This window comes from Sphingomonas hankookensis, assembly GCF_022664465.1.
Taxonomy (GTDB): domain Bacteria; phylum Pseudomonadota; class Alphaproteobacteria; order Sphingomonadales; family Sphingomonadaceae; genus Sphingomonas; species Sphingomonas hankookensis.
On record NZ_JAKREV010000008.1, the window covers coordinates 1 to 20378 of the forward strand.

Here is a 20378-nt window from a genome sequence, read left to right on the forward strand (position 1 = left end):
GAGCTTGATCAATCGTCGTCGATCAGGAGTCCGCGGCACACCCGCCAAGGTTCAAACAGTCGCTGGCGTTGACGTCAGCGGAGGAGTAAACTCGGCCAACATCTCAGATGGCAGTCATGAGAGCGTACGTTTTCGACCATCCTCTCACCGGTCCCCAGTTCCAGCGTCTCGGTCACGACATCGACCAGCGCCGGGCCGTCATGGGCGAAGGCCGCGCGCAAGGTTGCTTCCAGCTCGTCCGACCGGGTGACGCGGGCGCCGAAGAATCCCATCTGCGCCGCGATCGCGCCGAAATCGGGGTTCTGCAACGCGACATTGGTGTCGACATAGCCCGCCGCCTTCTGCTCCAGCTCGACGAAGCCGAGCGTCGAATTGTTGAACACGACGATCTTGATCGGCAGCCGCATCTGCACCGCGGTCAGCATGTCGCCCATCAGCATCGTCAGCCCGCCATCGCCCGACAGCGACACGACCTGCCGCGCCGGATAGGCCGCCTGCACGCCCAGCGCCTGCGGCATCGCATTCGCCATCGACCCGTGGTTGAACGACCCGATCAGCCGCCGTTTGCCATTCATCGTCAGGTAGCGCGCCGCCCACACCGCCGGCGTACCGACGTCCGCGGTGAACACCGTATCCTCGGCCGCCACCGCATCGATCACCCGCGCGACATATTGCGGATGGAGCGGCTTGTCGCCGTCGCGCGGGGTGGCGAGGTCGTCCAACCTTTTGCGCGCCTTGGCATAATGGGCGCGCGCCTTGGTCAGGAACGCCGCGTCACGGTCGGGCGCGATCAGCGGCGTCAGTGCCGCCGCCGCCTCGGCCACGTCGCCGACGATGCCGATATCGATCTGCACCCGCCGCCCCAGCGCGGAGGGGTCGCGGTCAACCTGTGCGACCTTCGCCTTCTCGGGATAGAAGTTGCGATAGGGGAAATCGGTGCCGAGCATCAGCAGCGTGTCGCACTCCATCATCGCGTGATAGCCCGACGCAAAACCGATCAGCCCGGTCATCCCGACATCATAGGGATTGTCCCACTCGATCCATTCCTTGCCGCGATAGGCATGGACGATCGGCGCGTTCAGCTTCGCCGCCAGTGCGACGACCTCGTCATGCGCGCCCGCCACGCCTGCACCGCACAGCAGCGTTACCGCCTGCGATCCGTTAAGCAACTCGGCCAAGCGCTCAATTTCCCCCACCTGCGGCACGATGCGCGGGGGGAGGGGGGCGGCGAAGTTGGCGCGGGCGGTCTTCGGCGCGTCCTTCAGCGCGACATCGCCGGGGATCACCAGCACCGCCACGCCCTGTTGCCCGATCGCGGTACGCAGCGCCCGGTGGAGCAGTTCGGGCAGCTGTTCGGGGGTCTGCACCATCTCGCAGAAATGGCTGCATTCGCGGAACAGCTCGGTCGGGTGGGTCTCCTGGAAATAGTTCAGGCCGATCTCACTCGACGGGATATGCGCAGCGATGGCGAGGACGGGCACCCGGTTGCGCTGGCAATCGAACAGCCCGTTGATGAGGTGAAGGTTGCCAGGGCCACAGCTGCCCGCACACACCGCCAGTTTTCCGGTGGCGGCGGCCTCCGCCCCGGCCGAAAAGGCGGCGACCTCTTCGTGGCGGACATGCATCCAGTCGATCTGGCCCGACCGGCGCAAACTGTCGTTGATCGCGTTCAGGCTGTCGCCGGTCACGCCCCAGATGCGCTCGACGCCAGCGGCGATCAGCGTGTCGGTGATGAGGTCGGCGATCTGCATGGGGGTACCTTCCGAAGAGTGTTCGGAAGAGGAAACCGGTGAGCGCGGGATTGGCTTCTTGCAAAGCGTGCAGGCCGGGTTGCGTATCTATGCGCTGGTCCGTTCCAACACCTGCCGGGTTCCAGCGCCGGACAGACTTCTAGCGCGATGGTCGACACGAAAAAGCGGCCGTGCGCTGCTGCGCACGACCGCTCATTGCGTTGCGTCGCAGGGAATCGATCGGTCCCCTATGACGCCGACGCCAGCCCGATCAGTTGCTGTCGGGCGATTCGTCGCTCTTCACGATGGCAAGGATGCCGATCGCGGCGATACCCGCACCGATAGCCGCGGCAACAAGGCCGGGACCGGCAAGCTTGTTCGACTTGTCGGCCGAAGCCGAAGCACGCACCGGCTGCACGACCGAGAGCTTGGTTGCCGGGTTTGCCGGAGCGGCCATGACCGGAGCGGCAACCAGCGTGGTAGCCGCTACTGCGGTGATGAATTTGGCAATCATAATGGTCTCCTTCGGTGAGGGGGCTGACTGCCTCCCCATGTAGATCAAGTCGAGGCGTTATCGACCAGGCGAAACATTATCTTACAAATCCGAAGATTCCGATCCTGTTCCGTTCCGTCCGTACGCTATTCGACAAATAGCGACGGCCAGCACCTGGCGATGATCGAAATCTATGCAGGTATGAAATACCTTACCAATACTCCATCAACGGGCAGAATATCACGCCAGCGTGCGCACCTTCGCTTCGCGGTCCCAGTAACGCTTCTTGGCGGCGTCGATAAAGCCGGCGATGTCGGTGACACCTTCGTCGACTTCTACACCGGCCTTGTCGAGCAGCGGTTTCGCGTCGGCGTTGTGGCCGATCGCCTTGAGGTGCCCGAACGCGTCCATCACCCACTGGACCGCAGCACCTTCCTTCACCAGCTTGGCCGTCGCTTCCGCCGACAGCAGCACCGCGCAGGCATCGACCGTGACCGAGGGCTGGCCGAACAGCTGCGCATCGGCGGCGATGGTCGATCCGTCGGACAGTGGCACCTTGCCGACCTTCGGCGCGATCGTCATCGCGTTGCCGCCGGCTGCCTTGATCGCGTCCTTCAGCGCCTTCAGCTCGCCGGCATCGCTGCCGTCGGCGATCAGGATGCCGACATTGCGTCCCTCGAGCGTATGCTTTTCGAGCGGCCCGCGGATGATGCGCAGCGCGGGCGACGGGTCCATGTCGAGCACCGGCGCGGCGGTCGGCGACGCTTCGGGCAGGTCCATGGCGAGACCGTCGGCGACGCGGGTGGCAAGGTCCTCATCGACGTTGCGCAGATTGGCGAGCATCGCGGTGCGGATATGCTCGAGGCTGACCTTCGACAGCTCGAACACCAAAGCCGAGGCCAGATGCGCCTGTTCCGCCGGATCGATCGAGCGGAAGAACAGCCGTGCCTGGCTGTAATGGTCGGCGAAGCTCTCCGGGCGGATGCGCAGCTTCTGGCCCTGCTCTTCCGAGGGGAAGGTCTTGTAGCCCTTCTCCGGGTCCTCGCGCGCGCCGGCCTCTTCGCCCGCCTTGGCGAGGCTGTTCGGCTCGTAATTGGCGCGGCCCTTGGGGACGGCCATTTGCATGTGACCGTCGCGCTGCTGGTTCAGGAATGGACACCCGGCGGCTTCGGCGCGGCCCTTTGCCGCATTGATCGGCAGCTGGTGGAAATTGACCGAGCCGAGCCGCGACAGCTGCGTGTCGGTATAGCTGAACAGCCGGCCCTGCAGCAGCGGGTCGTTCGAGAAACCGATGCCCGGCACGACATGGCTCGGCACGAACGCCGCCTGTTCGGTTTCGGCAAAGAAATTGTCGGGATAGCGGTCGAGCACCATCCGCCCGACGATGCGCACCGGCAACACTTCCTCGGGGATGATCTTGGTCGCGTCGAGCACGTCATAAGGGAGCGAGTTCGCGAATTCCTCGTCGAACAGCTGCACGCCCAGTTCCCAGGTCGGGAAATCGCCGCGGTCGATCCGTTCGAACAGGTCGCGACGCTGGAAATCGGGGTCGGCACCGGCGATCTTCACCGTCTCGTCCCAGATGGTCGAGGCGAGGCCGGCCTTGGGCTTCCAGTGGAACTTGACGAAGGTCGACTTGCCTTCCTTGTTCACGAACCGGAAGGTGTGGACGCCGAACCCCTCCATGTTGGCAAAAGTGCGCGGTAGCGTGCGGTCCGACATCGCCCACATGATCATGTTGGTCGATTCGGGCATCAGCGAGATGAAGTCCCAGAAGGTGTCGTGCGCGGTCGCCGCCTGCGGATAGCCGCGATCGGCCTCCATCTTGGCGGCGTGGATCAGGTCGGGAAACTTGATCGCGTCCTGGATGAAGAAGACGGGGATGTTGTTGCCGACGAGGTCCCAGTTGCCCTCGCGGGTGTAGAATTTCACCGCGAAGCCGCGCACGTCGCGCGGGGTGTCGACCGATCCGGCGCCGCCGGCGACGGTCGAGAAGCGGGTGAACACTTCCGTGCGCTGTCCCTTCTTCTGGAACATGTCGGCGACGGTGATGTCGGCGAGGCTGTCGGTGCATTCGAAATAGCCATGCGCCGCCGAACCACGCGCGTGCACGATCCGCTCCGGAATGCGCTCGTGATCGAAATGGTTCATCTTCTCGCGGAAGACTTCGTCCTCGATCAGCACGGGCCCGCGCGCGCCCGCCTTCAGCTGGTTCTGGTTGTCGCTGATCGGCGTGCCGTGGTTGGTGGTCAGCACCGGATGATCGGCATCGGTCACCTGATGGGTTTCGCCGCCGTTGCCGGCGTTGAGGGGCTTCGTGTCGGTCATGGGGGAATCCTTGGGATCGGAGGTCGTAAGACCAACGTCCCGGCAGGGGCCGCGGTTGCCCTGTCGCGAAAGATTGCGGCGAAATACCAATGGGGTGCGGCGGGCGTGTCCAGCGGGCGTACCCGCGCGCAGGCCGGGGTCCAGAGCCGCCGACGCGACCGTCGGCGATCATGGCCATGTATCCCCGCCTGCGCGGGGATACGGTAGCGGGGCCTTGCCCCACCGCATCGCCCCGGCTACACGCCGGCCACTCGCAAGGACCCGGTGCAATTCCGGGTGGCTATTCCGGCCGCCGATCCGCCGGACAACATCCCCGCATGCACCCCTGACCGCGCCCGATGATGCGCCATGCGGCTCGATGTGGAATTCCCATGAGCTTTTTCGCAACCTATCGCCGCCAGTGGTTCGGCGGACCCGTACAGATCCGGCGCGACATCCTTGCCGGGATCGTCGTCGCGCTCGCGCTGATCCCCGAAGCGATCGGCTTTTCGATCATCGCCGGGGTCGACCCGCGCGTCGGCCTCTATGCCTCGGTCGCGATCGCGATGACGATCGCGTGTGTCGGCGGCCGGCCGGGCATGGTCTCCGCCGCGACCGCGGCGGTCGCGGTGCTGGTGGGGCCGTTGGTGCGCGACCACGGCGTCGCCTATCTCTTCGCCGCCACCATCCTGATGGGGCTGATCCAGATCGCCGCGGGGCTGCTGCGGCTCGACCGGGTGATGCAGTTCGTGTCGCGATCGGTCATCACCGGCTTTGTCAACGCGCTGGCCATCCTGATCTTCCTCGCGCAGCTGCCGCAGCTGACCGGGGTGACGTGGCATGCCTATGCGCTGATCGCGCTGGGGCTCGCCATCATCTACCTGTTGCCGCGCATCACCCGCGCGGTGCCGTCGCCGCTGGTGGCGATCCTCGTGCTGAGCGGGATCAGCATCGCGCTGGGCCTGCCGGTCAATACGGTGGGCGACATGGGGCAGTTGCCGCAAGGGCTGCCGAGCTTCGCGTGGCCGCAGGTGCCGCTGACGCTGGAGACGCTGACGATCATCCTGCCCTATGCCCTGACCATGGCCACCGTGGGCCTGCTCGAATCGCTGCTGACCGCGCAGATCGTCGACGACATGACCGATACCGACAGCGACAAGGCCCAGGAATGTGCAGGCCAAGGCGGCGCGAACATCGTCGCCGCGCTGTTCGGCGGGATGGGCGGCTGTGCGATGATCGGGCAATCGGTCATCAACGTGACCTCGGGCGGGCGGGGGCGGCTGTCGACCTTCGTCGCGGGCGCGTTCCTGTTGTTCCTGCTCGCCGTGCTCGGCCCCTGGGTCGGGCGGGTGCCGATGCCGGCGCTGGTGGCGGTCATGATCATGGTGTCGATCGGCACGTTCAGCTGGAACTCGATCCGCAACCTGCGGCATCATCCGCTGCCGTCATCGATCGTGATGCTGGTGACGGTCGCGGTGGTGGTGGCGACGCGCGACCTCTCGCTGGGGGTGCTGGCCGGGGTGCTGCTGTCGGGGGTGTTCTTCGCCGGGAAAGTGCAGCGGATGTTCGCGGTCGAGCGGATCGCGCAGGAGGGCGGCGTGACCTACCGGGTGACGGGCCAGATCTTCTTCGCCTCGGTCGACCGCTTCCGCCGGGCGTTCGCGCTTGAGACGGTACCCGTGACGATCGACGTCGCCGCGGCGCATTTCTGGGACATTTCCGGCGTCGACGCGCTCGACAAGATCGTCGCGCGGCTGCGCCAGGGCGGCGCGGCGGTGACCGTCATCGGCTATAACCGGGCGAGTGCCGACCTGGTCGACCGGTTTGCATTGCACGACAAGACCGGGGTCGAGCTGGGCGTCGCGCCGCATTGAGGGAGGGGTGCCCTCGCGCCGGCAGGGGTCAGAGGCTGATACCATTGTAGAACCGTTCGCGCTGAGTAGGGGCTGAGCTTGTCGAGGAGGATCAGGTGAACCATGCCCCGCATGGTTCAGGATCGTCCGGGGGACGATCCGACCTGATCCTTATCGAAGCACCTGTGTCGGTCCTTCGATACGCCATTTCGACAAGCTCAATGGCTACTCAGGACGAACGGTTTCGCCTTATGCCGCCACGCCCCGCAGCCCTCACATCGCCTGTTCTTCGCGGTTCAGGCTGCGACCGGGCTGGGTCGCGGCCGGCGCCGGCGCGCCCGCCGGGATGGCGCGGACATCGGCCGGCACCTCGACGAACGGCAGTTTCAGCGTCTCGCTGGTCATCCGCCGGATCTGGTTGGTGAAGCCCGGATCATCGTTGAGCGTGCGGCCATAGGACGGGATCATCGTCTCGATCTTCGGGGTCCAGATGCTCGCGAAACGTTGCGGGAACGCCTTTTTCAGCACGTCGAGCATGATGGCGGGCGAGGTCGAGGCACCGGGCGAGGCCCCCAGCAGCGCGGCGATGCTGCCCTGCTTGTCGGTGACGATCTCGGTCCCGAACTGCAACACCGGTCCCTTTTTCGGGTCGCGCTTGATGATCTGCACCCGCTGTCCGGCGGTGACCAGCTTCCAGTCGCCCTGTTTGGCGTTCGGGAAATACTTCACCAGTTCGGCCTGCCGGTCCTTGTCGGTCAGCATCGCCTGTTGGACCAGATACTTCACCAGCTCGGCATTTTCCGCGCCGACCGCCATCATCGGCCCGACATTGTCCTTGTACACGCTGTTGAACAGGTCCTGCCACGACCCGTTCTTCAGGAACTTCGTGCTTTGCAGCGCGAAGGGCCCGAACAGGATCACCGATTTGCCGTCCAGTTTGCGCGCGTCGAGATGCGGCACCGACATCGGCGGCGATCCGGCTTCCGCCTTGCCATAGACCTTCACGTCGTGGCGCGCGGTGATCGCGGGATTCTGGAAGGCGAGGAACTGGCCGCCGACCGGGAAGCCGCCGTAATTCTTCGCTTCCGGGATGCCCGACATCTGCAACAGCTTGAGCGACGCGCCGCCCGCGCCGATGAACACGAAGCGCGCGCGGACCGTCCGGTCCTTGTTGTCGGCGAGGTTGCGGACGGTCACGTTCCAGATGCCGTCGTCGCCGCGGCGGATGCCCCGCACCTCGTGGCGCAGCTGCAGGCTGAAATTGGGGTTTTTCGTCAGCGCATTGGCGAGCTGGTTGGTGATCACCCCCCAGTTCACGTCGGTGCCGATCGGCATATAGGTCGCAGCGACCTTCTGTGCCGGGTCGCGGCCCTCCATCACCAGCGGCGCCCATGCGGCGATGCGCGACCGGTCCTGGGTGAACTCCATGCCGTAGAAGAGCGGGTTCCTGACCAGCGCCGCCTGCCGCTTGCGCAGATAGTCGATGTTCGCATCGCCCCATACGAGGCTCATATGCGGCGTCGGGTTGATGAAGCCGTTCGGCGCGCCGAGGCGCCCGGTCCGCACCTCATGCGCCCAGAACTGGCGCGCGACCTCGAACTGTTCGGCGATCTCCACCGCCTTCGTCGTGTCGATCGACCCGTCCGCGTTCTCGGGCGTGTAGTTCAGCTCGGCGAAGCCCGAATGGCCCGTGCCGGCATTGTTCCACCCGTTCGAGCTTTCCTCGGCCACGCCGCCCAGGCGTTCGAACATCGCGACGCGCCAGTTGGGCTCCAGCTCCTGGAGATAGGTGGCGAGCGTGACGCTCATCACCCCGCCGCCGATCACCGCCACGTCGAGCGGTTGATCCTGCGCCGGCGCGGGGCCGGGCGACGAGGCCATCGGGCGGAACAGGAAGGCGACGATGCAGAACAGCAGCAGGCCGAGGATGCCGAGCACGATCTTGGTCTTGCGCCGGCGCTGCGGACGCGGTGCGGAGGGAGGTTGCATGGGGATATCCGTCATGAAGATGGGTGCGCGGACACGCCGTTTCGGTTCGGCCTGCGCAGGGGATCCTCTTGTTGTACGCGTTATACGAAGCGGTAATCTGAGGCAAATCCGTGCTTTCCCCCAATGCTGCCGTCGCATCTGCCACCCACGGTTCCGCCTGCTCTCGTCGGAGAGCATCGCGCCGGCGTTAGCCGGTGCGTCCGGCAGGGGCAGCGGGGGTGGGGATGATGGGTGTCGTCGGGGTTTCCTGTTGGGTTAGCCGTCAGGCTGTACGCCGTCGGCCGGCGAGGCCGACGACATTCGTCGTCTGGTCAAATGACTCTAGGAGCGGTTGCGGATCGTCATGAGACTCGCACGCGGCACGATCGATCGCCGCGCCCAGCGAGGCGAGGACCCGGCCGAGCGCACCGCCCAGCGTCACCTCGGCCAGCTCGCGACAGCTGAGCGTCGCGCGCATCGCCGCCAGCTCGGCGGCCTGTTCGGCATGGTGGACGACGGCGTCGCACGGCAACGGCGCCGGGCGGAACCGCCGCGGCAGGAAGCGCAGCAGCTTGCCCGGCAGCAGCGGGCGATAGAGGTTCGACGTCTGGCGATAGCGCGGCCCGGCACCGCTGTTGCGGCAGAAGCGCCGCTGGCGCACGAGGAACCCCGCCGCCTCCAGTGCCGCCAGCGCACGCGCGACGGTGGCGCGGCCGAGCGCGGTCGCCTTCGCCAGATGGTCGTAGGTCGGGAACACCCGGCCCGCGTTCAGCCGGGCGAGGGTGCAGATCTCCTCGAACACGCGCACCGCGCCGGCGGTGAGGCCCGCCAGCACCGCCTCGTCGGCACGCAGAAGCCGCCCTTCGGCGCGCGCATCGCGGCGCACCCGCCGCCCGGCATCGAGCGCGGCGCGCGCGGTGCGCAGCAGCCGGTCGGTCTCGCCCTTCGCCGGGACCGCGAAGAAACTGTCCTCGACGCTGCCCGCCTCGACGCTGCCGCGCCGTACCGGGGCGCCGGTGCGATGCACCCCGCCGCTGCGTGGCCGTGCCGCCCGCGCCGGATATGCGCGCGCCGGATCCACCATGCGTGCGATCGCTTCGCTCAGGATGAGCGCCATCATCGTCCCCTTGTTGGGGGCCGGGACCATTTTTGCAAAAAAAGGGCGTGGCGCGAAACGCGCGTCCTTGAACCGGCAAGCGATCGGGGGTATTTGGAGAGTTGTTGAGACTGTGTTCGACGTTTGGCGACGTCGCTCCAAAACCCTTGGGACGCCCGGCCTTCGTGCCGGGCTTTCCTTTATGTGGTCACGGCCATTCCCTCATCTGCCGGCCCCGCCGCCGACGTGCTTCGGCCCCACCGCCGATTGGGGTGACCTTTGCAGATGAAATCCAACATCGGAAGCGTTCCCGGTTCGTGCTTTCGAGTAGGAAAGGCACAATTATGTTCGTTTCGGCGCAAACTCCCGCGTCCGATTCGTGCTTTCGAGTAGGAATTGCTCGTTCGATTCGTGCTTTCGAGTAGCAACGAACCGCGAAAATTCGTGCTTTCGGGTAGGAAATGCCGCGCTCAACCGGCGGGTGATTCGCCTGGTCCCGAATCATCGGTACCCAGCAGCGGCGGACGCCGGGTCAGCACCACCTGCACCGGCGCGCTGCGCCGTCCGCGGCGGGGGGCGTCGGTCTCTTCCATCTCCTGCTCGATCAGCTCGAGGCGATAGTCGGGAATGCTGTCTGACGCCGCTATCTGCTTCAAAGCGTTGCGGAAATTGGCGAGCGGGTTCTGATAGCCGATCTGTAGCCGGAAGGTCGCGAGGTCGGTTTCCAACCGTTCCTCGCCGCTCGATCGCGCCACTTCGTAGATGCGCCGCTCGATCGGCCCCAGTTGGAAGTACGCCGCGGCATAGTCGAGCACGTGCCGGTCGAGCAGGATCGCGCGGAACAGCCAGTCGCACAGGCGGACCTTCACCGCCTTCAGCCGTCGCTCGCCGCCGCGGGTGCGCGAATAGTGCAGCTTGGCCTCGGACAGCCACGAGAAGAAGCCTTCCTCGCCCTCGCCCCCGGCTTCGATGTTGGTCTTGATCTGCGTGCCCTGCAGCCGCTCCAGCGCCTCCGACAGTCGACCGTACGACCGCGCCGAGTGATTGGCGCCGGTCACCGTGAACAGATCGTGCGCGGTGAAGACGAAATCCTGGGTGACGCTCTCGCCGACCTCGATCTTCGCCAGCATCAGACTGGCAATATAAAGAACGATTTCCTTGTCATAGATGGTCGCGACCCCGCTGGCCGACGGGCGGACCTCGATCGTGACGTTGTTCGCCTGGTAGGTCAGCGGCTTCATCCACGCATTCTTGGCGAGCGCGAAGAACGGAAACGCCATCAGCGACCGCTCGCCGCGGATCTCGGCGGTCAACGGGCTGTCGAGCCGGAACAGATCGCCCTGCGGACGGGCAGGCGGACGTTGGGGCGCCTTGGCGGCGGGGGGCTTGCGGCTCATGGGGCTTTTCTACTCGAAAGCACGAAGATGCGACGGGAAACCGGGCTTGTCCGGACATCGGCATGCCGACAAGCCATGTCCATTCGTGCTTTCGAGTAGGAAATGGCCGGACGGGCATTCCCGCCCGCCCACGCGATCACCGCCGCGGCCGCCCGGCAGCGCGCGCCTGGTCGCCGGCGACCTCGAACGGCGAGGCGGCATTGGCCTGCGGGTCGTAATAGCGGTCGATCCGGTTGCGTATCCGCGACTGCACCCGGTTCTGCACCCGGCTGTTGATCCGCGCCATCGGCTCGATCCCGGCTTCGGCCGCAAGCTGATCGCGCGTCTGGCGCTGCCCGGTCTGCCCCGCAACCGACCGGGCGGTTCCGCCTTGGCGGGTTTCGGGGAGTGATGGCTGGAGGGGCGTGGGCTGTTGCTGGGTATCGTCCTGATAGCGGTCCTGCGCAGCGACGGGGGAAACGGTCAGGCACAGGGCAAACAGAAGCGGGATGATACGCATGTCGCCTTCATAGCCCGATCCGGTTGCCAGCGTACAGGGCCAAGCATGCAATATCGACCGACGCCTGCAAAGGATCCAAGGTCCGTTAGAAACAGCCCGTTCTGCAGGCGACAGCCACATGGTCAGCATCGTCACGCGCATTGGCACGCCAATGCCACCGCTGGCTCTACCCATGATTGCGGCCTTCTCGGAAGAACGGTAGGCGTCCAGCATGTCATGCCGACTTCTTACATCCATCTGCTCCATTGCCATGGGAAGCCAAGTCGCCGTGCGACGGCGTCCGCTCCCTTTCCTGGCTACCTAAAAGGATACCGTTCGTGCGCATCTTCGTCACCGGCGGGGCCGGGTTCATCGGTTCGGCATTGGTCCGCTACTTGATCCGGGAAACCAACCATGAGGTCCTGAATTTCGACAAGCTGACCTACGCTGGCACGCTTTCGACGGTCGAAGAGGTCGCAAGCTCCGACCGCTACCGTTTTGTGCAGGGCGACATCTGCGATGCACGGGCCGTGCGTACGGCCATAGCCGGATTCCGTCCCGACGTGATCACGCACTTGGCTGCCGAAAGCCATGTCGATCGTTCGATCGATGGACCTGGCGCATTCATCCAGACCAATGTGGTCGGCACTTACACCATGCTTGCTGAAGCGTACGCTTATTGGCTGGAACTACCCCAGAATGCCAAGCCCAGCTTCCGCTTCCATCATATTTCGACCGACGAGGTATATGGCTCACTGGGCGATACGGGATTGTTCAGCGAGGACACGCCGTACGATCCGCGTTCGCCCTATTCGGCCTCTAAGGCTGGAAGCGATCATCTCGTCTCTGCTTGGGGGCATACCTACGGGTTGCCGGTGCTCATCACCAACTGCTCGAACAACTACGGCCCCTATCATTTTCCTGAAAAGTTGATTCCGCTGATGATCGCCAAGGCGCTCAACGACGAACCACTGCCCGTCTATGGCGCAGGGGATCAGGTGCGTGACTGGCTTTACGTTGAAGACCATGTCCGCGCGTTGCAGGCGGTATTCGAACATGGCGTGCCCGGACGAACCTATAATGTCGGTGGGCATAACGAAAAACAGAACATTGAAGTCGTCCGAACGGTCTGCACCATCCTTGATCGGCTCCTTCCTCGCCCCGATGGTCGCCCCTACGCCGACCAGATCACGTCGGTTGCCGACCGCCCCGGACACGACAAGCGCTATGCCATCGATGCGCAGCGCATCGGCGACGAACTTGGCTGGACCCCGGTGGAAACGTTCGAAACCGGCATCGACAGGACGGTCCGCTGGTATCTCGAGAACGAACATTGGTGGCGCCCCCTCGTCGCCACCAATGCCGCCGATCGTCGCGGGCTCGCACGATAGTCCGCCAGAAATTCAGGCGGACGAGTATGTAACGTACCGCTCCGAAACCTGAAACGGATGGCCGAATATGCGCGTGCGTGATAGCCGCGGTCCAACGACATTTGGACATCCGATCATTCCCTTGCCAATATCCCGAAAGAACAACGTCACCATGGCACGAGAATTCATTCCCTTCGCAAAACCTGACATCGGCAACGAAGAAATCGAGGCAGTGAGCGCGGTCCTGAGATCGGGATGGGTAACGACGGGACAAAAATCCCTGGAGTTCGAAAAGAGGTTCGAAGAACTTTTTGGTGACGGAACTATTGCGATGGCCGTCAACTCGGCCACGGCAGGGCTGCATCTGGCACTGGAAGCGATCGGCATAGGTCCAGGTGATGAGGTAATCGTCCCATCGCTTACGTTCACCGCAACGGCGGAAGTCGTGCGCTATCTCGGCGGCGATCCGATCTTGGTAGACGTAGACGCCAATACGCTTAATATTGCGCCAGACCGCATCAGGGCTGCTATCACGCCCAAGACCCGTGCAATCATTCCCGTCCATTACGCCGGCCTGCCCTGCGACATGACAGCGATTCTCGAAATTGCTGCACAGCATGGTTTGCGCGTTGTGGAAGATGCCGCTCACGCCCTTCCGGCCGCCCATCGCGGCCGCCCGATCGGAACACTGAACAGCGATGTTACGGTGTTCAGTTTCTATGCCAACAAGACCATGACAACCGGCGAAGGAGGCATGGTCGTTACACGCCGCCCTGATCTGGCAAAGCGAATGCGCGTCATGCGCCTTCATGGAATTGATCGGGATGCATTCGACCGGTTCCGGTCCAAGGTTCCTGCCTGGTATTACGAGGTGGTTGCCCCGGGGTTCAAATATAATCTCACCGATATTGGTGCTGCGCTCGGGCTGGTCCAGCTCGGCCGTCTGGAAGGGTTCCAGGACCGGCGGGTCGCGCTGGCGGAACGCTATCGCCAAGCGCTGGCAACCCTGCCTCTTATTCTGCCGTCATGGGGCGAGGCAAATGATCGCCATGCGTGGCATCTGTTCGTCCTGCGCCTGAACGAGGACGCACATGCGCGCGGATTATCCCGTGACGGATTGATCGACCACCTGTCGCGGGACGGGATCGGCACCAGCGTGCATTACGTTCCCCTTCATCGGCAGCCTTACTGGCGCGATAGCCTGAAGGTAGAAGCCGAAGATTTTCCGGTTACGGAAGCCGCATATCAAGCCATGCTCAGCATCCCGCTGTTCACGGCAATGAGTGACGACGATCAGGAACATATCATCAATAGCGTGACGTCATATTTCGCATGACCCGCATGTCTTCGTTTGGGCGATCGGCAAAACGATCCTTCGACATCGCTGGTGCTGCGGCAGGCTTGTTGGGATTGCTGCCGATCCTGATCGCCTGTGCGGTCGCCGTTCGCCTGAGCTCACCGGGACCGATCCTCTTCCGGCAGCAACGCGTCGGGCTGCATGGCAATATATTCGATATCCTCAAATTCCGGACCATGCGGCCGGCGCGCACCGGCCAAGAGTTGCAGATCACCATCGGCCGCGATCCCCGGATCACGGCGATTGGTGCCTTTCTGCGCAAATGGAAGCTCGACGAATTGCCGCAACTCTGGAACGTCGTGGCAGGCGACATGAGCATTGTGGGACCCAGGCCTGAAGTGCCGAAATACGTCGCGATCTATCCGACAGCGATACGCGATATCGTTCTAAGCGTACGGCCGGGCATCACCGATCCGTGTTCGATCTACCTGCGGCATGAGAGCGAAATCCTGGCGCGGGCGGATGACCCCGAACGCTTCTATATCGAAACTCTTCTTCCGGAAAAACTGCGCCTTGCTAGCGCATATGCTCGCAATCAGACAATGATGAACGACATATCAATCATAGTCCGCACGATCTTGGCAATTTTTGTCAAGGACACCGGCCAGGCGAAAATGTAATTGGCCAGCTCGATCAGATACTTCCTACTTGCGCTTCCATATAATATTGGTTGCCGTGAAAATCTTTCATCCGAAAGCCGGACCGATAGTAGGAATCGATGGCGCGGATGTTTTCGTCATTGACATAAAGACCTACCGTTCCGTGGCCTTTGCGATGCGCGGTCTTTAGCAACTCGCTCAGCAAGGCGTTGCCCAATCCCCGCATGGACGGCACAACGGCGATCGACAGAAGCAGGAAATCCGCCGGAGCATACGGTACATGACGATCGAAGCGGGACCGCAATGCCTTGAGCGCTTTTGGTATCGCTGTTCCGGGATGGCGCAACGACGTCAGGAAAATGGCCTTGGCGCACGCCTTCTTGAACACTGCGATCTTGTCCGGAATGCCGACGCCATAGACCGAGAAGCCTTTTACAGCCCCCGAGACATCGTCCAATCCGACACATATCTCCGTTCCGTTCGACAGGAACGCGGCATAATATCGCATCAGAACTTCATGCGAGAGAAGCGCGGTGAAATGACTGCGTGAATACGCCTCCCGATGGATGTCCGCGATCGTCGCAAGGTCATCGTGAGTGGCCAGGCGCATCGGGCGAATTGCCGTCATCGTTCCCGCCTATTCCGCGGCCAGTGCGGCAATGACCTGATCGACCTGATCGTCCCGCATTGCCGGTCCGATCGGAAGACTCAACAGCGTATCGGCCATTGCTTCCGCAATTGGAAAGGTGCCGCGGGCATGGCGCATTCCGGCATAGGCGTTCTGCAGATGCGGCGGGATTGGATAATGCACCAGCGTTTCCACCCCGTTCTCGGCAAGCCGACGACGCAATTCGTCCCGGCGGGGATGCCGAATGCAATAGAGGTGCCACGCCGATTCCGCACCCGTGATGATATGCGGCAAGGTAATGGTAGCGTTTGTTATCTCTGCCGAATACCGCCCGGCGATACGTGCGCGCCTCTCATTCCACTTCCGCAGATGCCGCAACTTTACCCGCAGGATCGACGCCTGGACCGGATCCAGGCGACTGTTATACCCTTGAACCTCGTTCACATAACGCTCGCGCGATCCGTAATTGCGCAACACAGCAATCCGGTCGGCCAGATCGGCCCTGTTCGTCGTAACTGCGCCGGCATCACCGGCAGCGCCCAGGTTCTTACCGGGATAGAAACTCCACGCGACGATGTCGCCATGCGCGCCTACCGGCTGCCCGTGATAACGCGCGCCTTGCGCTTGTGCGGCATCCTCGATGACCGGCACGCCATGACGGCGCGCCACCGCGAGAATGGGAGCGAGGTCTGCGGGCTGCCCATAAAGATGGACCGGGATGATAGCCTTGGTACGCGAAGTGATCGCCGCATCGATCCGGTCGGGATCGATATTGCAGCTGTCGACGTTCGGTTCGACCGGTACAGGAACAGCCCCGACCTCGCTAACGGCAAGCCAGGTGGCGATGAACGTGTTGGAGGGGACAATGACCTCATCCCCCGGCCCAATGTCCAGCGCCTTTAGCGCAAGGTGGATCGCGGCCAACCCGTTGGCAACCGATACGCAATGATCCGCCTCTACAAAGCTGGCGAATTCCTGCTCGAACATCTCCACCTCGGGACCGCCAATATAGCGGCCGCTCCGCAATGATGAGAGCACTGCAGATTCAATCTCGTCCTGTATTTCAAAATACGACGCCTGCAGATCAAGAAACGGTACTGTCATGCTGGATTCCGCGCCTTTAGAAATGCGTCATAGTCTCTGAAATAATCTGCCTCGTCGTATTTTCTCGACGCCAATACAAGGCATACTGAATTCGGCTCGAAATTTTCGAGATCCCGCCATATCATGGGGCAGATATACAAACCCTCGCTCGGACTGGCGAGATGGATGCGCCGTTTTTGCGCGCCGTCATCGAGCACGATGTCGAAACTTCCCGCCAAAGGAATCATCAACTGATGCAGATCCTTGTGCGCATGCGCACCGCGACCGGCATCCTTGGAAAGATCGTAGAGATAGTAGACCCGCTCGATCGCGAACGGCACGTGAACCCCGGCCTCGACGAAACTGAGGCTGCCCCGTGCGTCCGTGAATTTCGGCAGCGCAACCACCGCACATGTATCGACGTCCATCATACGGCTTCTTGTTCGACATATCGAATATGCCGGGCAGGATTGCCGACGACCACGCTTCCGGCTGCGACATCGGCTGTCACGACCGCCCCGGCACCCACAAGCGCCTTCGCACCGATCCGCACGCCAGGAAGGATCACCGCGCCACCTCCGATCGAGGCACCGTCTTCTACAATGGTTTGTGGGAAACCATCCGGATAGTGCTTGCTACGGGGAAAACGGTCGTTCGTGAAAGTCACGTTCGGACCGATGAACACGTCGTCAGCGATCCGCAAGCCGTTCCAAAGCTGTACGCCGGATTTCACGGTAACGCGATCGCCGATCACCACGTCGCCTTCAATCAGGACATGCGCACAGATGTTGCAATCCGCGCCGATGGTCGCATCGGCCAGAATTACAACATACTGCCACACCTTGGTGTTTTTCCCGATCGTGCATTCGGCAACGTCCGCCAGCCTGTGGATCATAAGATTGCGTACCGCTCCCTGTGTACATCGCTCATATGGCTACCGGAGCAGCCTGCCTAGAAGGATGTCATGTACGAAGTGAAGGCCGTTCGCCATGAGCCAGATCCTGGGTTTCACGAGATTGAAATTTTTCGCGAGAATTTTTGCCTTCTCATGAAAGATCGCATGCCCCCCCCGGGTTCGCATGGTGTTCGCCGGGTGGGCGCGATAGTTTAGCAGCGGTTGGTCCACAGCTGCAAAGGGCGTGTTCGCCGCGCTGCGGATCACAAAATCCCAGTCTTCCTCCCTGAGATTTTCGTCGAAGCCGCCCAGCGCGTCATACAGCCGCCGCGAAAAGAGCATCGTCCCGGCGGGGACGTGTTGCCGAACGAATACCTTGTCGAGGATGTTGCCGCGAGCGCACCGGCGAGGAAACACCCGGCCCGACCCGAGATCGCTGTCGTCATGGAACTCGCGTGCCTGGGAAAAGCAGAATTGCGCATCCGGCGTTGCGGCCAGCGCAGCGATCTGAAGGCGGATCTTGTCGGGATGCCAGGAATCGTCCGAGGCGAGCAGGGCAATGAACTCCCCCGTGGCAGCCTCGCATATCCCGCGGTTCAGCGTCTTGCAGACGCCGGCATTCTCCTGGCAGATCAGCGTGAAGCCATGCTCGGCACTGAGCGCCTGCAGCTTCTCCACGGAGCCATCGCGCGATCCGTCATCGACGACAATCAGCTCGATCGCCGGATAGGTTTGGGCCAGCACGCTGGCGATGGCTTGGCCGATATAGCGGGAATGATTGTATGACGGCATGACGACCGACACCAAGGCGCCATCCAAACATTCGGGGGTGATGTCGTTAGCCATAGGATCCTGGAAATCCTCCGCGCAAAGCGCTCATGCATTTGGGTAAGAACGTGTCGGCCGGCCCGTACCGGTGCGATGCTCATGCGATCTGCGGCGCGGAGCGCGACTAGGGATGCGCCGACCGGTTGCCTGACCGCTGCCTGATCAGCTTCATACTTTCAAGCCGCGTTCCGAACAGGGCGATAGCACCGAAGATCAGCAGCAGTGCCGGCCCCATCAACCATGATCGCTCACCAGATGCCCCATATGCGAACAACAGCAACGGGAAATGGAGTACGTAGAGAGCGTAGGCAAAATGTGAGCTCCATTCCAGCGCATCGTTCGTCCAGCATCTCCCGCCCCGAAGAACGCGCATCATATGAACGATAAACCAGCCACCGACCACCAGGTTGGCGATCAGCTGCGCACCCCTTGCAACCTCGATGGCGGCCAGCGCCACCAGAAGAATGGCCGCAACTAGAAACGGAAATTCCGGCACCTTCGGAATCCTGCCCGCGCCATGCAATGCCGACAGGCCGAACCCGGCCAGCCAGATCGTCCCGAAGATGGCAAATCTTGGGTTCGCGAACGTCAAGGCCAGGGTGAGTATCACCGCCAATACTGCCAACCATCGGTACCTGTGTACCGTGGCAATCCCGATGAGAAAGGCAATCAGATAATACCAGACCTCATACGACAGCGACCATAACGGACCATTTGCCGACAGGGTCGGGCCCGCGAACCCGTTCAGGAAAAGGATACTGGGAACCAGGCCGTCGAGTGAGAAACCACTACGTCCCGTAATGGTCATGAAGCTCCGGTCGCCGCCTGCGAATGCCAGTGGTGCCAGCATCCACAAAATGATAATTAGTATTACAGAAAAAATAAAAGGCGGGAAAATACGATTTATCCTGCCGATCAAAAAATTCTGCAAATTCCCTATCGAAATACTTTTCGCCAATGCTTTATGGATAAAGAATCCACTCAGTGCGAAAAATATCAATACTGACGACGTAGCCAGCACTCCCCATATGGGATGCGGATGCTGCTGAAATATATCGAATCCGTGCCCGATTAGGACAACGATCGAAGACCCCCCACGCCACGACGCGAAATATCGCGATTCTCGCTGACCCACACCGACATACTTGAAGTATTCCATGACTGGCATAGCTTCTTTTTCGAAAATCGGAGTGATACTCATTTTGGTACGGGCATTCCCAAGTCAGGCAACATCAATTTCGCGCGTTGCCCCGAAAGCTGGCGAGGGAAAGAATACAACAATATTACCAGAAAAATTAGGCCGGATGTTAATAGCGCCGCTGTTACGGTATTACTTATCAATACAAAAGATACGTAAACCACAACCACAAAAATCATACTTTTGGGCAATCCGACTACAGCTCCATCAATAACTCTTAGCAATGCCGACAATATTACAGGATATATCAACACGCCCACGAATCCTAAATTCATGTAAGCATCCGAAAAAAGACCATTATTGGCGCGAGCTGTGAAATCTCCGATTGCGAACTCACCAATCAAAAATTGTATGTTTTCGTGAGGAGTGTGATTAAATATCTTCAGCAGTGATTCGTTATAATAAAGAAATCTATTGTTCTGAAAGTAAGAATAATAACTATAATTTAGTTCCGTAGGAATGAACAAGACACGATATGTAAATATACCATGCAATGCGATTTCATCGTAAAAATACGCCTGGGCTACGCAGGCAACTGTAAATAAAATACATCCCAATAGAAGAGCGTATGTTTTCACATATTCCTTGAACGCGAAGAAGCCGATAATGCCAAGCATTGGCACAAACAACGACTGCTTCTGACCACTAATCGAGAAGTTGATGAATATAACCAGCATGACAGCGCAGGCAAATAGCCAGCGCCGCCTTGTAAGAAGATATATCATCAAGACAGGAAGAAGATTATCTGCAAAGGATACGAGATAATTTATGGGAAAAGGCGCCTCGAACCCGCGAGCCTCTGCTCTGATGTCGTACACGTTTATCAGATCAAGATGAAATCTTAAGCCAGTGTTGACATATGAGTATATCAGAACGGATCCGGATAAAACAATTAGCGATATAATATAAAAAGAATTTGACCGAAATCGGTCAAATGACTTTATCCTGATAGGCTTCATTACCAGCCAGGATATATAGAATAACAACCAAAAAATCGATATCATCGATATGTAAGCATACCCATAATCAGGGCGAAATGATATCAGCGTAATAGTAGGAATAACTGAAAATAGCCCAAGCAGACATAGGATGTTGCCT

The 20378-nt window shown here is 61.2% G+C and carries 18 protein-coding genes and 1 other annotated feature; of the genes, 4 read left to right on the top strand and 14 right to left on the bottom strand.

The features are described from left to right. Positions 1–74: 74 nt before the first annotated feature. The 3 genes from poxB to MF610_RS16850 all read right to left on the bottom strand — a co-directional run bounded on the left by poxB (position 75) and on the right by MF610_RS16850 (position 4551). Positions 75–1751 carry a ubiquinone-dependent pyruvate dehydrogenase gene (gene poxB / locus MF610_RS16840; RefSeq protein ID WP_242201450.1) on the bottom strand — a complete coding sequence of 559 codons (1677 nt, stop codon included), beginning with the start codon at positions 1749–1751 and terminating at the stop codon, positions 75–77. Between the two features lie 250 nt (positions 1752–2001). Continuing rightward, complete coding sequence (locus MF610_RS16845; protein WP_242201452.1) at positions 2002–2244, bottom strand: hypothetical protein; 243 nt, start codon at positions 2242–2244, stop codon at positions 2002–2004. A 219-nt stretch (positions 2245–2463) separates the two neighbouring features. Beyond that, on the bottom strand, positions 2464–4551 hold the full coding sequence (locus MF610_RS16850) for a catalase (RefSeq protein ID WP_242201454.1): 2088 nt from the start codon (positions 4549–4551) through the stop codon (positions 2464–2466). A 254-nt stretch (positions 4552–4805) separates the two neighbouring features. Next, positions 4806–4861 (top strand) — a sequence feature (sul1 is cis-regulatory element that is thought to sense ions involved in sulfur or methionine metabolism; They are found in Alphaproteobacteria). Between the two features lie 61 nt (positions 4862–4922). On the opposite strand from MF610_RS16850, the gene MF610_RS16855 reads away from it, so the two are divergent. Beyond that, entirely contained in the window at positions 4923–6404 is a 1482-nt protein-coding gene (locus MF610_RS16855) for a SulP family inorganic anion transporter (RefSeq protein ID WP_242201456.1), read from the top strand. Between the two features lie 252 nt (positions 6405–6656). Here MF610_RS16855 and mqo read toward each other — a convergent pair whose 3' ends face one another. From mqo to MF610_RS16875, 4 genes are all read right to left on the bottom strand, one after another. Continuing rightward, the gene (gene mqo, locus MF610_RS16860; RefSeq protein ID WP_242201458.1) at positions 6657–8372 is read right to left on the bottom strand and encodes a malate dehydrogenase (quinone); all 1716 of its coding nucleotides are present in this window, start codon (positions 8370–8372) and stop codon (positions 6657–6659) included. Positions 8373–8634: 262 nt separating this feature from the next. Then, the gene (locus MF610_RS16865) at positions 8635–9471 is read right to left on the bottom strand and encodes a helix-turn-helix domain-containing protein (RefSeq protein WP_242201459.1); all 837 of its coding nucleotides are present in this window, start codon (positions 9469–9471) and stop codon (positions 8635–8637) included. A 446-nt stretch (positions 9472–9917) separates the two neighbouring features. Continuing rightward, the gene (locus MF610_RS16870; RefSeq protein WP_242201461.1) at positions 9918–10844 is read right to left on the bottom strand and encodes a replication initiator protein A; all 927 of its coding nucleotides are present in this window, start codon (positions 10842–10844) and stop codon (positions 9918–9920) included. A 136-nt stretch (positions 10845–10980) separates the two neighbouring features. Further along, entirely contained in the window at positions 10981–11343 is a 363-nt protein-coding gene (locus tag MF610_RS16875; protein ID WP_242201463.1) for a hypothetical protein, read from the bottom strand. 317 nt (positions 11344–11660) lie between these two features. On the opposite strand from MF610_RS16875, the gene rfbB reads away from it, so the two are divergent. From rfbB to MF610_RS16890, 3 genes are all read left to right on the top strand, one after another. After that, positions 11661–12713, top strand: coding sequence for a dTDP-glucose 4,6-dehydratase (gene rfbB, locus MF610_RS16880; RefSeq protein ID WP_242201464.1), 1053 nt, complete (start codon positions 11661–11663; stop codon positions 12711–12713). 67 nt (positions 12714–12780) lie between these two features. After that, positions 12781–14028 carry a DegT/DnrJ/EryC1/StrS family aminotransferase gene (locus tag MF610_RS16885; RefSeq protein ID WP_277924185.1) on the top strand — a complete coding sequence of 416 codons (1248 nt, stop codon included), beginning with the start codon at positions 12781–12783 and terminating at the stop codon, positions 14026–14028. Next, positions 14025–14669: a sugar transferase gene (locus tag MF610_RS16890; protein ID WP_242201466.1), complete on the top strand. Its 645-nt coding sequence runs from the start codon at positions 14025–14027 to the stop codon at positions 14667–14669. Before MF610_RS16885 ends, MF610_RS16890 begins: the two co-directional genes overlap by 4 nt. Positions 14670–14682: 13 nt before the next feature. Here the strand turns inward: MF610_RS16890 and MF610_RS16895 are convergent, their stop codons facing one another. The 7 genes from MF610_RS16895 to MF610_RS16925 all read right to left on the bottom strand — a co-directional run bounded on the left by MF610_RS16895 (position 14683) and on the right by MF610_RS16925 (position 20098). After that, positions 14683–15276: a GNAT family N-acetyltransferase gene (locus MF610_RS16895; RefSeq protein ID WP_242201467.1), complete on the bottom strand. Its 594-nt coding sequence runs from the start codon at positions 15274–15276 to the stop codon at positions 14683–14685. 9 nt (positions 15277–15285) lie between these two features. Further along, on the bottom strand, positions 15286–16380 hold the full coding sequence (locus MF610_RS16900) for a DegT/DnrJ/EryC1/StrS family aminotransferase (RefSeq protein ID WP_242201468.1): 1095 nt from the start codon (positions 16378–16380) through the stop codon (positions 15286–15288). After that, complete coding sequence (locus MF610_RS16905) at positions 16377–16790, bottom strand: sugar 3,4-ketoisomerase (protein ID WP_242201470.1); 414 nt, start codon at positions 16788–16790, stop codon at positions 16377–16379. The genes MF610_RS16900 and MF610_RS16905 overlap by 4 nt, the downstream gene beginning before the upstream one ends. After that, complete coding sequence (locus tag MF610_RS19110) at positions 16787–17254, bottom strand: acyltransferase (RefSeq protein WP_277924186.1); 468 nt, start codon at positions 17252–17254, stop codon at positions 16787–16789. The genes MF610_RS16905 and MF610_RS19110 overlap by 4 nt, the downstream gene beginning before the upstream one ends. Positions 17255–17293: 39 nt before the next feature. After that, a complete protein-coding gene (locus MF610_RS16915) occupies positions 17294–18100 on the bottom strand; it encodes a glycosyltransferase family 2 protein (protein ID WP_242201472.1) in 807 nt (268 codons plus the stop codon). Between the two features lie 106 nt (positions 18101–18206). Further along, positions 18207–19241, bottom strand: a complete 1035-nt coding sequence (locus tag MF610_RS16920; RefSeq protein WP_242201474.1) for an acyltransferase family protein — start codon at positions 19239–19241, stop codon at positions 18207–18209. Between the two features lie 38 nt (positions 19242–19279). Continuing rightward, positions 19280–20098, bottom strand: coding sequence for a hypothetical protein (locus MF610_RS16925; RefSeq protein ID WP_242201476.1), 819 nt, complete (start codon positions 20096–20098; stop codon positions 19280–19282). Positions 20099–20378 lie beyond the last annotated feature (280 nt).

Bases quoted from the DNA above. Each gene is read 5' to 3' on its own strand.
- poxB (WP_242201450.1), bottom strand. From the start codon at position 1,751: ATGCAGATCGCCGACCTCATCACCGACACGCTGATCGCCGCTGGCGTC.
- MF610_RS16845 (WP_242201452.1), bottom strand. From the start codon at position 2,244: ATGATTGCCAAATTCATCACCGCAGTAGCGGCTACCACGCTGGTTGCC.
- MF610_RS16850 (WP_242201454.1), bottom strand. From the start codon at position 4,551: ATGACCGACACGAAGCCCCTCAACGCCGGCAACGGCGGCGAAACCCAT.
- MF610_RS16855 (WP_242201456.1), top strand. From the start codon at position 4,923: ATGAGCTTTTTCGCAACCTATCGCCGCCAGTGGTTCGGCGGACCCGTA.
- mqo (WP_242201458.1), bottom strand. From the start codon at position 8,372: ATGCAACCTCCCTCCGCACCGCGTCCGCAGCGCCGGCGCAAGACCAAG.
- MF610_RS16865 (WP_242201459.1), bottom strand. From the start codon at position 9,471: ATGATGGCGCTCATCCTGAGCGAAGCGATCGCACGCATGGTGGATCCG.
- MF610_RS16870 (WP_242201461.1), bottom strand. From the start codon at position 10,844: ATGAGCCGCAAGCCCCCCGCCGCCAAGGCGCCCCAACGTCCGCCTGCC.
- MF610_RS16875 (WP_242201463.1), bottom strand. From the start codon at position 11,343: ATGCGTATCATCCCGCTTCTGTTTGCCCTGTGCCTGACCGTTTCCCCC.
- MF610_RS16885 (WP_277924185.1), top strand. From the start codon at position 12,781: ATGCGCGTGCGTGATAGCCGCGGTCCAACGACATTTGGACATCCGATC.
- MF610_RS16890 (WP_242201466.1), top strand. From the start codon at position 14,025: ATGACCCGCATGTCTTCGTTTGGGCGATCGGCAAAACGATCCTTCGAC.
- MF610_RS16895 (WP_242201467.1), bottom strand. From the start codon at position 15,276: ATGACGGCAATTCGCCCGATGCGCCTGGCCACTCACGATGACCTTGCG.
- MF610_RS16900 (WP_242201468.1), bottom strand. From the start codon at position 16,380: ATGACAGTACCGTTTCTTGATCTGCAGGCGTCGTATTTTGAAATACAG.
- MF610_RS16905 (WP_242201470.1), bottom strand. From the start codon at position 16,790: ATGATGGACGTCGATACATGTGCGGTGGTTGCGCTGCCGAAATTCACG.
- MF610_RS19110 (WP_277924186.1), bottom strand. From the start codon at position 17,254: ATGATCCACAGGCTGGCGGACGTTGCCGAATGCACGATCGGGAAAAAC.
- MF610_RS16915 (WP_242201472.1), bottom strand. From the start codon at position 18,100: ATGGCTAACGACATCACCCCCGAATGTTTGGATGGCGCCTTGGTGTCG.
- MF610_RS16920 (WP_242201474.1), bottom strand. From the start codon at position 19,241: ATGGAATACTTCAAGTATGTCGGTGTGGGTCAGCGAGAATCGCGATAT.